At 62.1% G+C, this 14,424-nt stretch carries 14 protein-coding genes and 1 pseudogene; 8 read left to right on the top strand and 7 right to left on the bottom strand.

Annotation, left to right across the window (positions count from 1 at the left end):
• Nucleotides 1–164 precede the first annotated feature (164 nt).
• Nucleotides 165–3,335 carry an isoleucine--tRNA ligase gene (gene ileS, locus MHY22_RS08545; RefSeq protein WP_239278941.1) on the top strand — a complete coding sequence of 1,057 codons (3,171 nt, stop codon included), beginning with the start codon at nt 165–167 and terminating at the stop codon, nt 3,333–3,335.
• Nucleotides 3,336–3,407: 72 nt separating this feature from the next.
• Here the strand turns inward: ileS and MHY22_RS08540 are convergent, their stop codons facing one another.
• The 3 genes from MHY22_RS08540 to MHY22_RS08530 all read right to left on the bottom strand — a co-directional run bounded on the left by MHY22_RS08540 (nt 3,408) and on the right by MHY22_RS08530 (nt 5,970).
• Nucleotides 3,408–4,640, bottom strand: coding sequence for an MFS transporter (locus MHY22_RS08540; RefSeq protein WP_239278940.1), 1,233 nt, complete (start codon nt 4,638–4,640; stop codon nt 3,408–3,410).
• Nucleotides 4,637–5,281 (bottom strand): GntR family transcriptional regulator, encoded by a 645-nt coding sequence (locus MHY22_RS08535; RefSeq protein ID WP_239278939.1) that lies wholly within the window; start codon nt 5,279–5,281, stop codon nt 4,637–4,639. The genes MHY22_RS08540 and MHY22_RS08535 overlap by 4 nt, the downstream gene beginning before the upstream one ends.
• Nucleotides 5,282–5,346: 65 nt before the next feature.
• Entirely contained in the window at nt 5,347–5,970 is a 624-nt protein-coding gene (locus MHY22_RS08530) for a metallophosphoesterase (protein ID WP_239278938.1), read from the bottom strand.
• Between the two features lie 303 nt (nt 5,971–6,273).
• On the opposite strand from MHY22_RS08530, the gene MHY22_RS08525 reads away from it, so the two are divergent.
• Nucleotides 6,274–7,662 (top strand): DNA polymerase IV, encoded by a 1,389-nt coding sequence (locus MHY22_RS08525; RefSeq protein ID WP_239278937.1) that lies wholly within the window; start codon nt 6,274–6,276, stop codon nt 7,660–7,662.
• Here the strand turns inward: MHY22_RS08525 and MHY22_RS08520 are convergent.
• Nucleotides 7,659–8,552 (bottom strand): asparaginase, encoded by an 894-nt coding sequence (locus MHY22_RS08520; protein WP_239278936.1) that lies wholly within the window; start codon nt 8,550–8,552, stop codon nt 7,659–7,661. The genes MHY22_RS08525 and MHY22_RS08520 overlap by 4 nt on opposite strands.
• A gap of 108 nt (nt 8,553–8,660) precedes the next feature.
• Between MHY22_RS08520 and MHY22_RS08515 the strand changes: the two genes are divergently transcribed.
• Complete coding sequence (locus MHY22_RS08515; protein ID WP_225746737.1) at nt 8,661–9,311, top strand: hypothetical protein; 651 nt, start codon at nt 8,661–8,663, stop codon at nt 9,309–9,311.
• Here the strand turns inward: MHY22_RS08515 and MHY22_RS08510 are convergent, their stop codons facing one another.
• Nucleotides 9,312–10,253, bottom strand: coding sequence for a hypothetical protein (locus tag MHY22_RS08510; RefSeq protein WP_239278934.1), 942 nt, complete (start codon nt 10,251–10,253; stop codon nt 9,312–9,314). It abuts the gene before it with no gap.
• Between the two features lie 41 nt (nt 10,254–10,294).
• On the opposite strand from MHY22_RS08510, the gene lspA reads away from it, so the two are divergent.
• From lspA to MHY22_RS08485, 5 genes are read left to right on the top strand one after another with little or no spacing between them, the layout of a single operon-like run.
• The gene (lspA, locus tag MHY22_RS08505; RefSeq protein WP_370658847.1) at nt 10,295–10,786 is read left to right on the top strand and encodes a signal peptidase II; all 492 of its coding nucleotides are present in this window, start codon (nt 10,295–10,297) and stop codon (nt 10,784–10,786) included.
• The gene (locus MHY22_RS08500) at nt 10,779–11,705 is read left to right on the top strand and encodes an RluA family pseudouridine synthase (RefSeq protein WP_239278933.1); all 927 of its coding nucleotides are present in this window, start codon (nt 10,779–10,781) and stop codon (nt 11,703–11,705) included. Before lspA ends, MHY22_RS08500 begins: the two co-directional genes overlap by 8 nt.
• On the top strand, nt 11,702–12,238 hold the full coding sequence (locus MHY22_RS08495) for a hypothetical protein (protein WP_239278932.1): 537 nt from the start codon (nt 11,702–11,704) through the stop codon (nt 12,236–12,238). Before MHY22_RS08500 ends, MHY22_RS08495 begins: the two co-directional genes overlap by 4 nt.
• Before the next feature lie 60 nt (nt 12,239–12,298).
• Entirely contained in the window at nt 12,299–13,342 is a 1,044-nt protein-coding gene (locus MHY22_RS08490) for an HNH endonuclease signature motif containing protein (protein WP_239278931.1), read from the top strand.
• Nucleotides 13,343–13,351: 9 nt separating this feature from the next.
• Nucleotides 13,352–13,621, top strand: coding sequence for a permease (locus tag MHY22_RS08485; RefSeq protein WP_239278930.1), 270 nt, complete (start codon nt 13,352–13,354; stop codon nt 13,619–13,621).
• Here the strand turns inward: MHY22_RS08485 and MHY22_RS08480 are convergent.
• Both MHY22_RS08480 and MHY22_RS08475 read right to left on the bottom strand, forming a co-directional pair.
• Nucleotides 13,608–14,093, bottom strand: a pseudogene (locus MHY22_RS08480) (EamA family transporter); the annotation flags it as partial. The gene MHY22_RS08485 and the pseudogene MHY22_RS08480 sit on opposite strands and share 14 nt — an antisense overlap.
• A 35-nt stretch (nt 14,094–14,128) precedes the next feature.
• Nucleotides 14,129–14,424: transposase (locus MHY22_RS08475; RefSeq protein WP_239278929.1), on the bottom strand; the 296-nt coding region annotated here is incomplete at its 5' end.

Below are 14,424 nucleotides of genomic sequence, written 5' to 3'. Positions count from 1 at the left end.
CCGGGGAGCAATTCAGAAGAACAGCCAGTGTGGCCCAGTAGAACTGAACGGGTGGGACCGTCAACTCCTTCACCGAAACGAAGCGGAGCCTGCGGGCTCAAGCAGGGTGGTACCGCGAGCCATATTGGCGCGTCCCTGCACCGTGTTAAGAGTGAAGGATAATTATGGCGAAAAAGATTTACCCCAAGGTCGACATGACGGGTGGCTCCAGCCGCTTCCCAGATATGGAAGAGGAAGTCCAGAAGTACTGGAAGCAGGATGATACCTTCCAGGCTTCGCTAGAAAAGACCAAGGACTGCCCAGAGTACATCTTCTATGATGGTCCTCCATTTGCCAATGGTTTGCCGCACTATGGCCACCTGCTGACCGGTTATGTGAAGGATATCGTCCCGCGCTACCGCACGATGGCTGGCAATTTCGTTCCTCGCGTCTTCGGCTGGGATACCCACGGTCTGCCCGCTGAGCTGGAGGCGGAAAAGCAGCTGGGTATCACTGAAAAGGCGCAGATCGAGGACATGGGCTTGGAAAAGTTCAATGAATACTGCGCTAAATCCGTGCTGGAGTACACCGACGAGTGGGAAGAGTACGTCAACCGCCAGGCCCGCTGGGTGGACTTTGAAAACGGCTACAAGACCATGGATATCAACTACATGGAATCGGTCATGTGGGCGTTCAAGGAGCTTTATGACAAGGGCCTCATCTACAAGGGCTTCCGAGTTCTTCCGTACTCCTGGGCGGAGCACACTTCTTTGTCCAACCAGGAGACCCGCCTGGATGATTCTTATAAGATGCGCCAGGATCCGACGCTGACGGTTACCTTCCCAGTGGAGGGCGCGCGCGAGGGAAGCGCGGCAGAAAAGACGTTGGCGGAGCACCCTGCGCTTGCCGACGCCTCCTTCCTCGCCTGGACCACCACCCCCTGGACCTTGCCTTCGAACGAGGCCTTGGCGGTTCATCCAGAGGTTTCTTACGTGCTTTTTAAGGCTACGGAGGGCGATTTCGCTGGCCGTACCTTCATCATGGCGGAAAACCTGCTGTCCACCTTGGAGAAGGAACTGGGTGAGGCCGAGGTACTGGAGTCCTTTACCGGCGCGCAACTCGAGGGCTTTACCTATGAGCCTATCTTCGGCTTCTTCCCGGATCTGCGCAATGCCTACCAGGTCTTGATCGCTGATTACGTCACCACAGAGGACGGCACCGGTGTGGTACACCAGGCTCCTGCGTTTGGTGAAGACGATATGAATACCACCAACCAGTACGACATCGAGCTGGTTATCCCGGTGGATGAGGATGGCAAGTTCACCTCGCAGGTTCCGCCGTATGAAGGCCAGCTGGTCTTTGATGCAAATAAGGACATCATCAAGGACTTGAAAGCCGCTGGGCGAGTGGTGCGACACGTAACCATCGAGCACTCTTATCCGCACTCATGGCGCTCGGGCGAGCCACTTATCTACATGGCACTGCCGGCCTGGTTTGTGAAGGTAACCGAGTTCCGCGATCGCATGGTGGAGCTTAACCACAAGGAGATTGAGTGGCTGCCGGAGCATATCCGGGATGGCCAGTTTGGCAAGTGGCTCGAGGGTGCACGCGATTGGAATATCTCTCGTACCCGCTACTGGGGTGCGCCTATCCCGGTGTGGATGTCTGATGATGACAATTACCCGCGCATGGATGTCTACGGCTCCTTGGATGAGCTGGAGCGCGATTTCGGAGTTCGTCCGGAGTCGCTGCACCGTCCGCACATCGACGAGTTGGTGCGCCCGAACCCGGATGATCCGACTGGTAAGTCGATGATGCGCCGCGTGCCAGACGTGCTGGATTGCTGGTTTGAGTCCGGCTCGATGCCGTTTGCGCAAAAGCACTACCCATTCGAGAATAAGGAATGGTTTGAAACCCATTCGCCGTCCGACTTCATTGTGGAGTACTCCGGTCAGACGCGTGGTTGGTTCTATGTGATGCACGCACTGTCCACCGCGCTTTTTGATCGCCCGGCGTATAAGAAGGTCGTGGCCCATGGCATCGTGCTGGGCAACGATGGCCTTAAGATGTCTAAGTCCAAGGGCAACTATCCAAACGTCAACGAGGTCTTTGATCGCGATGGTTCGGATGCCATGCGCTGGTTCCTGATGTCTTCGCCTATCCTGCGCGGAGGCAACCTCATCGTGACCGAGCAGGGCATTCGCGAGGGCGTGCGCCAGGCTATCCTGCCTATCTGGAATGCCTATACCTTCCTGCAGCTCTACGCAGAGAAGGAAGCAAAGTTCGATACCAGCTCCACGCATGTTCTGGACCGCTATATCTTGGCCAAGACCCACGATGTGGTGGCCAATGTCAACGCGGCGCTTGCCGATACCGATATCGCCACGGCAACCGAAGAGGTGCGCCTGTTTGCCGACGTCCTGACCAACTGGTACGTCCGTCGCTCGCGCGATCGTTTCTGGGAGGGCGAGGACGCCCATCCTGAGGCGTTTAATACCTTGTACACCGTGCTGGAGACCGTGACTCGCGTGGTGGCACCGCTGCTACCGCACGTGGCGGAGGTAATCTACCGCGGGCTTACCGGTGAGCGTTCGGTGCACCTGGCAGACTACCCGCAGGCCGCGGATTACCCGTCTGATGCAGGTCTCGTCTCTGCGATGGATGCGACTCGCGCGGTGGCCTCGGCAGCGTCTTCGGTGCGCAAGTCCAATAAGCTGCGCAATCGCTTGCCGCTGCCGAAGCTGACGGTGGCCCTCGATGGGGCGCAGCGCCTGGCGGACTTTGCCGATATCATCCGCGACGAGGTCAATGTCAAGGAAGTTGAGCTTACTGACGACGTCGATTCGGTAGGTACCTTCCAGGTGGTCTGCAACGCGAAGGTCGCCGGCCCGCGCTTGGGCAAGGACGTGCAGCGCGCCATCAAGAACCTCAAGGCTGGCAACTATGAGCGCCGCGGCGACGAGGTTGTAGTGGACGGCGATATTGTGCTTGGCCCGGATGAGTACACCGAGCGCCTGCAGGCAGCGAATCCGAAGTCGACCGCGCGTATCGAAGGCCTTGACGGCCTGGTAGTACTCGATACCGAGGTGACCGAAGAGCTTGAAGCCGAAGGTTGGGCGGCGGACGTGATCCGCGGTCTTCAGGATGCCCGCAAGGCTTCTGGGTTCGAGGTTTCCGACCGCATCGCGGCCGTACTTTCTGTCCCTGAGGAGAAGAAGGCCTGGGCGGAGCGTCACGCCGACCACATCGCCGGTGAAGTGCTCGCCACCGATTTCCAGGTGACCACCGAGGCGCTCGATGGTGCGGAAGTGCACGAGGTGGTCAAGGGGGTTAGCGCTACCGTCGTCAAGCAGTAGCGCGTACGTTGCCACCTAAAAGAATGATTGCCCAGCCAGTGCGGCTGGGCAATTTTTTATGAGTGATAGGACTTAACGGACCGGGCCGGGCAGGTGAGAGCGCCAACCGAGGACCACGTTAACGAGGCAGCACAGTGCGAGCACGGCGCCAATGAGGAATAGGGTGGTAAAGCCGAGCAGCGGGGCAAGTGCGCTGAAGGCCATGGGGATAAAGAAGCCGGTATAGGACACCGAGTAGTAGACGGCGGTGAGGCCGGCGAGTTCTTCGGCACGGGCGATGCGCTGGACCTCGGAGAGACCGGCGACAAGGGCGAGGCCGTAGCCTGCGCCCATGACCGCTGCGCCGGCGATTCCGAGCGGCAGGGAGCGAGTATGGGAGGCAACCGCGCCGAGGATGGTGCCCACAGTGATAACGCCCATGGCAACTGCGGAAGCGCGGGCGGAGCGGCTGGTATCGATGACCTTGCCGAGCATCTGGATGCCAACGCCGCAGCCCAAGGTGATAACTGTCATGAGGCCCGAGAAAGCGATGGGGGCATCGCCGGCGGACTTGGACAAAAGCTGGGGCAGGAGGGCATAGGCGGCGCCAGCGCAGCCGAAGACCCACGGTGCGACCGGCAGGACAATGCGCACGAAGCGGCGGTGCGCTGCGGAGGGAATGTGCAGCATGCGCAGCATGTCGCGGATGCTCAAATCAAGGAAGGTGTCTTTTACCGTAGCGCCCCGCGGTGGGCGGGTTTCCGGGGTCTTCATCAGCCAGATAGCGGTGGCGACGGTGAGGAGGATGTGCAGGATATACGCCAAGTGGGTCGGCCACGGACCCCATTGGGCCAGCACCGAAGCGAGGCCGGCACCGATGAGGAAGCCTAAGGTCAGGCACAGGGAAGCGTGGCGCGGGCCGGCAGCAGGATCACCGCCAGCGCGGGTAATGAGCTCTGCCACCCACGTGGAGCCGACCGCCATGACGATGCCTAATGCCAAGCCACACATGATGCGGCCCACGGCGATGACGAGCGGCTCGTTCGGCGCGATGGATAAGAGGAACGAACCCAACAGTGACAGCGGTGCGGCAGGCAGCATAGTGGGGCGGCGGCCAATGTAGTCCGAAAGCGGGCCAGAAATGAGCAACGCCGGCACGATGCCGAGCACATAGGCGGCCAAGAGACCATTGACGGTAACCTGCGAGAAGTGCGACTCCTCGCGGTACATCACTAGGAGAGGGGTGAACTCATTGCCGCCCCACGCGACAGCGACCATGCTGCCAGCGACGGGAAACCATGAGTGTTTGGCAAACTTTTCGGTCATAGTTGATTCCTCGAGTTGGTTAGGTGGGTGTCCAATGCGGAAAGGTAGGCGTCGAGGTCGCCGGTGCGGAGGGCATCGGCAAGCGTGCGGTGCTGATCTACGAAGGTGCGGGCGCGGGCTACGTTGCGGCCAATGGCCGTGGCGGTAAAACGCTGCTGGCGTTCGCGCAGCTGGTGTCCCAGCCCGGCCAGCAGGGTATTGGCACCGCCATCCATGATGATCTGGTGGAAACGCGCATCAAGATGTGTATAGGTATGCAGGTCCGCGCTATCCAACGCAGTATCTTGCTCCGCGATGGTCGCATCTAGCTGATCAGCGATGTCCGCGCGCTCGGCATCAGACATTGCGCAGATCTTTTCAGCGCAGTGCCTATCTACAAGCAAGCGTGCCTCATAGACCTCGCGGATTTCTTGCGGGCTGATCGGCACGATGAGCGCACCCCGCCTGGGGTAGAGCTGTAGAAAGCCTTCGACCTCTAGGCGCAGGAAAGCCTCGTGCATTGGGGTGCGGCTAATTCCCATTTCGGTAGCCAGGGAGGCCTCGGAAAGCATCTGCGAGGGCTCGAAGGAGCCGTCAATGATCTTCTCTTTGACGAAGTCATAGGCGCGCTCCGCGGCGGGCTGCATTCGTTCATTGGACATGCATCCATCTTGCATACAAGCTTGCATGCAAGCAAGAATATGAGGGGGATTTGTGGGGAACGAATCTAGTCATGCGAACGTGTGACGTGGCACGTATCAGGGTCGAAGAGTAAGCCGTGGCCCATGCCGACCCAGCCGATGAAGGGGGCGTCGGCAAGCGTGTGCGGGGTGTGGACGTGCCCAAGGATCCAGGCATCGGCCTCGCAGGCCTGTAGCTCAGCCACGGAAAGCGGCAGGCAGGTGCCTTTAGAAAACTCACCGGTGACGGAAGAATGTAGGAGGCCGAGGACCGGGCCGTCGCTGCGGCGGGGAGGAAACTGGAGGCGGCGCGGGTCCGGATCGGTGGCCACCGCTGCGGTTAGAACCGTGGTGTTTCCTATATGAAAGGTATGCACCTGCGTGCCGTGGACCGTGACCTCGGGCGGGAAGTCCAGGTTGTGGTGGGTATCGTGGTTGCCGGAAATGAAGTGGACTTCGTTGAACAGGGTGACAGCATGGGCCATAATGGTGCGGATCTGAGGCACGAACTCGGCCGAGTCCGCGTTGCGGTCAATGATATCGCCCAAGCACACGCACGCCGTGGCCCCACTATTGGCGGCAACCTCGAGTGCTTGCAGGGCCCAGTCCAAGCCGGGGGCGCCAGGGAGACCCAAGTGGAGATCTGAAAAGACGAAGATGCTAGCGGGCATGTGCGGCCTTTCGATTGTGCTACCAAGACGAAGGGGATACATGCAATTGCGATTGTTTCCGCAGGGCTGTGGGGTCGATATGTTCGGCTCGGGCAGTAGGGAGTGAGGAGAGTTGTGGACTCCGTGTGCAACTATGGAGGCTTCATAGGCTGAGGGGTGTTTTCTGGAGAAAGTGTCCTTGAAAACCTAAATAGATGACTTTGCGAGCGGGTGGCGATGAGATGGAAAGAAATAAAAGCTTTAATTAACGGCGCACAAACACCCAGGAGTGCATGTGGAGGTGTGCCTATTAGACTGGGCCGCATGCAACGCTGGGTTTTACATATCGACATGGACGCGTTTTTCGCCTCCGTCGAGCAGCTGACCCGGCCTACGCTGCAGGGGCGTCCCGTTTTGGTGGGAGGCACCAGTGGGCGCGGCGTGGTGGCCGGCGCCTCCTATGAGGCGCGCGTGTACGGTGCGCATTCGGCCATGCCGATGTACCGCGCACAGCAGCTAGTTGGACTTCGCGCGGTGGTAGTGCAGCCGCGCCGGGCGGTGTATTCGGCGGCGTCGCGGCGCGTCTTCGGCATCATCGCGCAACACGTGGAGGTAATCGAGCAGCTTTCTATCGATGAGGCCTTTATGGAACCCGCCTCCTTGGAGGGGGCGAGCGCGGAGGAGGTCAAGCGCTGGGCGGATGAGCTGCGCGCGCTCATTCGGGAAGAGACGGGTCTGCCGTGCTCCATTGGGGCGGGATCGGGCAAGCAATTTGCCAAGATCGGATCGGGCGAAGCGAAGCCTGATGGCACCTTTGTTATCCCAGCGGAGCGCCAGCTAGATATGCTGCACCCCCTTGCGGTGAACAAGTTGTGGGGAGTCGGCCCGGTGACCGGCGCGAAGCTCAAGTCCATCGGCGTCGAGACCATTGGGCAGCTGGCGGCGATGACGCGCAAGGAAGTAGAAATTTCCATCGGCAGTGTGGTGGGGCTGCAACTGTGGCAGCTAGCCCGTGGCATCGATGACCGTGAGGTGGCGCCGCGTGCTATTTCTAAGCAGATTTCTACTGAGCACACCTACCCGAAAGACCTGCAGACCGCCCCCGAAGTCGATGCAGCCATCACTCGCGCGGCGGAGGGCGCTCACCGCCGGTTGCTTAAGGATGGGCGCGGCGCGCGCACCGTAACGGTGAAGCTGCGCATGGCGGATTTTCATATCGAATCGCGCTCGACCACCTTGCCCTACGCGACTGACGACGCCGCCGTGCTTACCGCTGCCGCCTTCAAGCTTGCCCGCTACCCCGATGAGCTGGGGCCCATCCGCTTGGTGGGGGTGAGCTATTCCGGGCTAGAGGCCGCTCGCCAAGACGTGCTTTTTCCAGAGCTCGACCGCGAGATCGTGCGTCCTGCTCCGGCGGATACGGACTATGAAACTGGGGTAAGCGACGACGCAACGCCGACCATTCCAGCGCCTACAGTGACGGTGGAAGAAGAAACCGATAACCAGTGGCACGCCACGCAGGATGTTTTCCACCCTGATTACGGCCACGGTTGGATTCAAGGCGCCGGCCACGGGGTGGTGAGCGTGCGCTTTGAAACGCGCGCCACGGGGCCCGGGCGCACCACATCCTTCGCGGCCGACGATCCCGCGCTCGTGCCGGCAGACCCGCTCGACTCGCTGGATTGGCAGGACTGGCTGACCAGCGAGGACTAGCCCTCCTGAGCGAAAAGATCCGCCGGATCGGTGCCGGTGGCCAGCGCCGCCGCGAGCAGGATTCGCGCTTGGCTCGGGCGGAACCATCCGGCGTTGATGGCGCCACGCTTCCCCAGGCTCGCGCCACCGCCGTCGCCACCGTAAGCCAGCGCCGTCGGGCCATAGGGTGTGCGGGTAGAAATGATGACGGGGAGGCCGGCGCGGAGGGCGTCGGCAAGCGCGCGGCCCATCTCCTCGCCCATATTTCCCGAGCCCATGGCCTCCACAATGAGACCGGTGGTGGGGGAGTTTACGGCGGCGTCGACCAGCAGGCGCCCCGCTCCCGGATAGGCGGGGATGATCTCGATACGCTGCGACGCCAGCGGGGCAGGATTCAAACGCGGGGTGGTGCCAGGAACGGGCAGCGACTCAAACCCGCGCAGGTCACTGGTGTGCCGCTTGCGCGCACCGCGCGCCGGGATGGTCTCCCCGCCAAAGCAGAGGAAAACCCCAGGGCGCCCGCTGGCCGCAAGCTCGCGGGCAGCGCGCAGATTGGTGGGGCCGTCGGCCGCGGGGTGATCGTAGGCGCGCTGCGCGCCCGTAAGCACGATGGGTTTTGCCCCTGCACAGAAAGTCTCCAACGCCAGCGCGGTTTCCTCCATGGAGTCGGTGCCATGGGTGATGATCACGCCACCGATATCCTCGCGCGCGGTGTGCTCGTTGACTACTGCAATGAGCTCATCGAGGTCCGCCAAAGTAATAGAGGACGAATCGAGCTGGCGAAACTCCACTACCTCGGCGTCGATTTCAGCGGCAAGGTCTGCGCCGGAGATGGTGGGAACCAGGGAACCATCGGCCACGGTGGTGCACGCGATCGTGCCGCCGGTGGCGATCAAAGCAAGTTGGGTCATGCACTCAAGGTTAAAGAAATCTCCGCCCACGCGGCGGGCGCAGCCCGGAAAAAGCTGGTGCAGCTGTAAACTGATGGGAGTTTAGAACCCAGACGTGAGGAGTTAGAAGTGAAATTCCGCAAGTTTAGCGCCGCGTGCCTCGCACTGACCGCGGCCACCGCCCTGGCCGCCTGCTCTTCCGATGACGAGCAGGACGATACCGCCGCCGCCAACACCGAGGCGCAGGAATCTGCCTCTTCTGACGGCGATTCCGCTGCCCCAGCGCTGCCGTCCCCGGCGGATCTCAACGCCATCTTGGCCAAGGCCACGGATCCGAACGCTTCTGAGCAGGAAAAGACCGCCACCGTGCAGGGCGGCGAGACCGCACCGGAAATCTTTGACACCATGGCACAGTCCAAGCAGGAATCCGGCGCCGAGTTCGAGGTCGTTGATCCTGTGCTTCCGGGCTATGACCCGCAGTCCGTGCTGACCACCGTGAACTTCACCACCGCTGACGGCCAGCAGCAGACCGCTGACCAGGTGGAATTCGTCTACGAAGACGGCACCTGGAAGCTTTCCAAAGCCTGGGCTTGCACGCTCATCCAAAACACCGTGCCGCCGGAGCAGGTTCCGGAGATGTGCGCGGATACCGGCGCCGGTGCCTCCGCACCTGCCCCGGCACCGGCCGAGGGCGACGCTGCCCCGGCTGAAGGCGACGCCCCCGCGGCCGGCGCCGAGCAGGCCCCAGCTGAGGCCCCAGTAGAAGCCCCGGCCGAGTAACTAGGAAAAGTTCAGCTCCGTCAGGCTCGACTGCACCACGCGCAGCTCCGAGCCGGCGGCGCCATAAATGACCTTCGTGTCGAAAGACACGTTACCGCCCACGGGCAGCGGCTTGCTCAGGTCTACCGTGATGTTGCCCTTGGACTGGGTGCTGGAGTCCACAACCTTGAGCTCCTTGTCCTCCAACTCCGTGCCCTGGGCCTGACCCTCAAAGGACAGTGCGCCTAGCGACGGCCGCTGCTCTACCTCCACGTTGAGCTTGACCTGGTCGCCTTCGATGGAAGCGACCGTATAGCGCGTGGTCTGCAGCAGGGTGGACTCGCCGGTAACGCGCGAATCCACCGTCCAGCTCGCTCCCTTGCCTACCTCCTCGGTGGGGAAAACCACGGGTAGGGCCGTCAGCTTCATAATCGCCTGTTCCACGGAGCCACGGGCTTCATCCGTGGCGTCTTGGGGTGCGGCCAAGCGCAGCGAATTCATCTGGCCATTGTCTTGGCCACGCCAGCCAAATTGGAATCCCTCGGCCGAGGAGACGTCGGTGTCGCCAGAAGTTTCCGGCGCACCGGCCGTGACGAAGGCATTGCGGGTAGCGGGCAGCTGATCTTCGACGTCCTCGCTGGCCTTATCTACCTTGGCCGATAGCGGCAGGGTAGTGGTGGTGGATTCGACGTCGGAGGCCTGAAACTTCTCGGCCGCGGACCTTTTGAGCAAGTCCTGCGAAAACCCCTCGGTAACGCGGTAGTTCACGTCCTGCGTGGAGTCGATATCGCGGTATTCCAGGAGTTTTTTCTCCCCGGTGCCGGGATTGTCCACGGTGACGCGTGGGGCGTCGATAGTCAGGCCCACGGGCTGTTCTACCGCGGGTCCCGGCTTTTCATAGGAACACGCCGTAAGCGCTACGGCGGCTGTGGTCAGGGCTGCAAAAACTTTGACTCGAAACACGCTTACCAAAATACCGGACGCTCCCGTTTAGAATAGAGCGGGTGAGTCAAAAACGAAGGAGCAAGACAGGACTTATCGCCGCGGTTGTCATCGCCGTGGCGCTGGTGGACCAAGCCGTGAAACAACTAATGCTCTCCATCCTTACAGAGGGCGAGCCCCTGCCGGTCATGGGGGATTGGTTCCGGTTTACCCTGCTTTTTAACCCTGGCGCCGCCTTTTCCATGGGCGGGGAGGGATCGACGTGGCTTTTTACCACTATTCAGCTGGTCTTTGTGCTCGGCGTGGCCATTGCCGCCCCGCGCATTACCCATTCCGGCCAGGCGGTGGCCCTAGCGCTCATCGCCGGTGGCGCGTTGGGTAATTTCGCTGACCGCATCTTCCGTGCCCCCGGCTTCTGGTTTGGGCACGTGGTGGACTATATTTCGGTCGGCTCTTTCGCCGTGTTCAATATTGCGGACGCGGCCATTACCTGCGGCGTGGTGATCTTCATCATCGCCATGGTGCTGGAGGAAAGGAAGGCCGAGCATGAATAGGCAGATGCGCAGCTTCCCCATTCCTGAAGGCCTAGAAGGCATGCGTGCCGACGCCGCCCTGGCCAAGCTCCTTGGCCTTTCCCGGAGCGCCACCGCGCAGCTGTGCGCCGAGGGCAACGTGACCATCGATTCCCAGGAGCTGGGCAAGTCCGAGCGGTTGACCTCCGGCAACGTGGTTTCGGTGCTTTTGCCGGAGCCAGAAAAGCCGTTGCTGCCGCGCGAAGAGCTGGTCGAGGGCATGGACGTGCTCTACAGCGATGCCGATATTATCTGCGTGCATAAGCCGGTGGGTGTGGCCGCGCACCCCAGTGTGGGCTGGGACGGACCGACGGTGATTGGCGGGCTGCGCGCGGCCGGTTATACAGTCGCTTCGTCCGGGCCGACCGAGCGCCAGGGCATCGTGCACCGCCTCGATGTGGGCACCTCTGGCGTGATGGTCGTGGCTTCCTCGGAGCGCGCTTATTCCGCGCTCAAGCATGCTTTTAAGTACCGCAGCGTAAAAAAGACCTACCACGCCGTGGTGCAGGGGCTGCCGGATCCCATCGAGGGCACCGTTGATGCGCCTATCGGCCGTCACCCCAAGTCGGGCTGGAAATTCGCCGTGCTTGACGACGGCAAAGCGGCCGTCACCCATTACAGCCTCATCGAGGCCTTCCGCGAGGCCAGCCTCATCGAGGTGCACCTAGAGACCGGCCGCACCCACCAGATCCGCGTGCACATGTCCGCCACCGGCCACCCGTGCGTGGGCGATCCGATGTACGGCTCGGATCCCAACCTGGCTAAGCGCCTTGGGCTTAAGCGCCAGTGGCTGCACGCGGTAAAGCTCGGCTTTACTCACCCCGGCACCGGCAAGTGGTTCGAGATTGAAGCGCCGTACCCGGCCGATCTCGAGCACGCCTTGGAGGTTCTGCGGGGATGAGGAAGGTCTACCGGCGGCGTCGGCTAGCGGCCTTGGCGGTGCTTGCGGTGCTTTTCTTGGCCGCGCTCGCGCTTTTTGGCGCCCTAGGGACCCAGGCTTCTTCGCAGGTACAAGGAGACCAGCTCGGCCCGGATGGCGAATCGCGCGCGGAGTATATTGCGCGCGTGTCCGGCAGCGACATTCCAGACGCGCCTGCCTACGCCCTTGTCACCTTTGACGAGGACCTGCCGCCCGTAGCCGCCGCGGCCGCCGTTGCCGCAGCCCCGCGCATGGACGCCATCCTTATCGGTTCCACCGCCCCCATCGACGTGCCCGAACCCACCGCCGGCGAGGATCGCGCCGCCGTCATCCAACGCGCCTTCGACCGCATCGATGCCTCCTATGGGCAGCGCCCCTCCGCGGTGAGCGCCGCTGTGGTGTGGGGGTCGGGTGCCCAGCTTGCCGACGTCGCCTCCACCCCCTCCGTCGCCGCCGTCGAACCCGCGCCTGCCGACGCCGCCTGGGGCAGCTTCGCCATCCGCCCTCCCAGCTAATATCGCCCTCCTGGTCCCTATGGCGCGCGGTGGCCGCCCAGTGCTTTTAGCATCTAAGGCATGGAACACATTCGGGCTTATATCGCGGCGCTCAACTCGGCGATGGACATCCTCGCCGAGGCCGCCGATGCCTCCGTCGCGGACCTTACTGCCGCCGGCATGCCCGATGCCACGGCTGACACTATTGCGCAGCTCGCGCAGGTCTACTTGGGGACCACCAGCTTTCGCCGCCGCCAACGCCGCGCGGTGGACGGGGCCCGCCGCAACCGGCATTCGCTGCCGACGCTGGAGGTCATCGAAAAGCATGCGCGGCGCGCGCCCACCCAAGCCCGCGCCTGGGCCCTGCGCGCCGAGCTCACCCATATCGCGTGTGATACGCGGGAGATGGAAAGGCGTGCTCGCAAGAAGCTGCGCGAGATGCGCGCGCCGCGCGAACCCAAGCCGGGGGTGCGGCTGCGGCGCCGCGCCGCCGGAAAGCCGTGGACTCTGTCTATCACTGGCCCTTCCGCGCTGATTGCAGAACTTCACCAGCATGCCGGCTCGCTTGCCGACGTCGCCTCCTTCTTCCGCACCGGTACCAGTGCCGCCACCTCCACCGTGCGCACCAACGTTGTGGTGCCGCTGGATAAGTTGGTTGGCGTGGCCCATGGCAGCGACGATGTAGTGCTGACCATGACCAATGGCGCGCAGATTACGGGCTCCGAATTGGCCCAGCGCGCGCTTGCCGAGGAGGGATTTGTCACCCTGCTCCACCCCGTAGAGGGCCCAGTGAACCTGTACCGCATGCGCCGTGGGGCCACCTGGAAGCAGTTCATGATGGCTGCGGCGGAAAATCCCACATGCCCGGTCAGGGGCTGCCATAAGCCTGCCGATGAGTGCCAGGTCCACCACATCTTCAGCTGGGCTGGTGGTGGGTGGACCAATGCGAAGAACCTCACCACCGCCTGCGCCTATCACAACGGCCGCAATGATGACCATCGCACCGGCCTGCCGCGCAATGGCCGCTTCGAGCGCACGGCCCGCGGCGTGCGCTGGGTCAACCCTTGGGATCCGCCCCCACCGGACCTCGTCGATACCGGGCCTGCGAATACGACTACCGCGTAGGCTAGACCTATGTCCTCACAGCAGCCCTTTTCGCAGTGGATGCCCAACTACAAATTTGGCTATATCGCCGCGTGGGTCGCGGTGGTGGTTTCCGGCATCGCGCTTCTTATCAGCCTTGTCACCGGCGGCACCTCGATGACGCTGGTGTTTTCCGGGATCGTATGTGCCTATGGCATCTTTCTCGTCGTGGTGATGCCGCGCTGGGCGCTGCGGGCAGAAGAGGAACAGGCGGCGCGTCGCCGGGCCCGCGCTGCCCGCGAGGAACTTAGGCGCTCCTAGCCATGCGCACCAAGTCGGCGACGTAAATCGCCACCGCCACGCCGATGATGCCGAAGCCGATCCAGCGGTGCGTCGAAAAGTGCTCGTGGGTGACAAAGAGCGCCCACAGCATCTGCATGATGGGGGTGAGGTATTGGAGCATGCCGATCGTCGATAAGCGCAGCGTCCGTGCGCCCTCTGCAAAGCAGAGTAGCGGCAGCGCGGTAATCAAGCCGGCGCTGACTAAAAGCAGCGCGTGGCCGACGCCCTCGCTGGCGAACGTGCCCTGGCCGCTTGTTTCTAGCCACAGGATGTATCCCACCGCCAACGGTGACATCACGAGCGCCTCCGCTGCGACCGAGACGGCCGAGGACACTCGAACCTGCTTTTTGAGCAGCCCATAAAAGCCGAAGCTGAACGCCAGCAGCAGCGAAATGTATGGCGCCTGGCCGGTAAAGAACGTCAAATACAGCACCGCGATGGCCGCAACGCCCGAGCGTGTCAAGTTGTTTGTGTGTGGGGTTAGGTTTATAGGTATTTGTCGAAGCGGTCGGGGTAGGCCACGGCCATTTGGTTGATGGCTTGTTTCCAGCCGGAAACTCGGGCTCCTTCCATGAGTCTGCCGGCTGTCGCTGAGACTCGTTTGCCCTGCTTCGCTCTCTTTGCAGCTCGTTTGTCTTCGATATTGCAGATCATCAGCCACAGCGTCTTGAGCGCTGATTCATCGTTGGTGAACTGTACCCTGTTGCGGGTAGCTTTACGCAGTTCATTGTTGAATGATTCAATCGAGTTCGTCGTATAGATTACTTTTCTGGCCGCTGGTG

This window comes from Corynebacterium sp. ACRPO (assembly GCF_022347205.1).
Classification (GTDB): Bacteria; Actinomycetota; Actinomycetes; order Mycobacteriales; family Mycobacteriaceae; genus Corynebacterium.
The sequence above is the reverse complement of the archived record's forward strand: the minus strand, read 5'-3'. Positions and strand labels throughout refer to the sequence as shown.

Bases quoted from the DNA above. Each gene is read 5' to 3' on its own strand.
- ileS (WP_239278941.1), top strand. From the start codon at position 165: ATGGCGAAAAAGATTTACCCCAAGGTCGACATGACGGGTGGCTCCAGC.
- MHY22_RS08540 (WP_239278940.1), bottom strand. From the start codon at position 4,640: ATGACCGAAAAGTTTGCCAAACACTCATGGTTTCCCGTCGCTGGCAGC.
- MHY22_RS08535 (WP_239278939.1), bottom strand. From the start codon at position 5,281: ATGTCCAATGAACGAATGCAGCCCGCCGCGGAGCGCGCCTATGACTTC.
- MHY22_RS08530 (WP_239278938.1), bottom strand. From the start codon at position 5,970: ATGCCCGCTAGCATCTTCGTCTTTTCAGATCTCCACTTGGGTCTCCCT.
- MHY22_RS08525 (WP_239278937.1), top strand. From the start codon at position 6,274: ATGCAACGCTGGGTTTTACATATCGACATGGACGCGTTTTTCGCCTCC.
- MHY22_RS08520 (WP_239278936.1), bottom strand. From the start codon at position 8,552: ATGACCCAACTTGCTTTGATCGCCACCGGCGGCACGATCGCGTGCACC.
- MHY22_RS08500 (WP_239278933.1), top strand. From the start codon at position 10,779: ATGAATAGGCAGATGCGCAGCTTCCCCATTCCTGAAGGCCTAGAAGGC.
- MHY22_RS08495 (WP_239278932.1), top strand. From the start codon at position 11,702: ATGAGGAAGGTCTACCGGCGGCGTCGGCTAGCGGCCTTGGCGGTGCTT.
- MHY22_RS08490 (WP_239278931.1), top strand. From the start codon at position 12,299: ATGGAACACATTCGGGCTTATATCGCGGCGCTCAACTCGGCGATGGAC.
- MHY22_RS08485 (WP_239278930.1), top strand. From the start codon at position 13,352: ATGTCCTCACAGCAGCCCTTTTCGCAGTGGATGCCCAACTACAAATTT.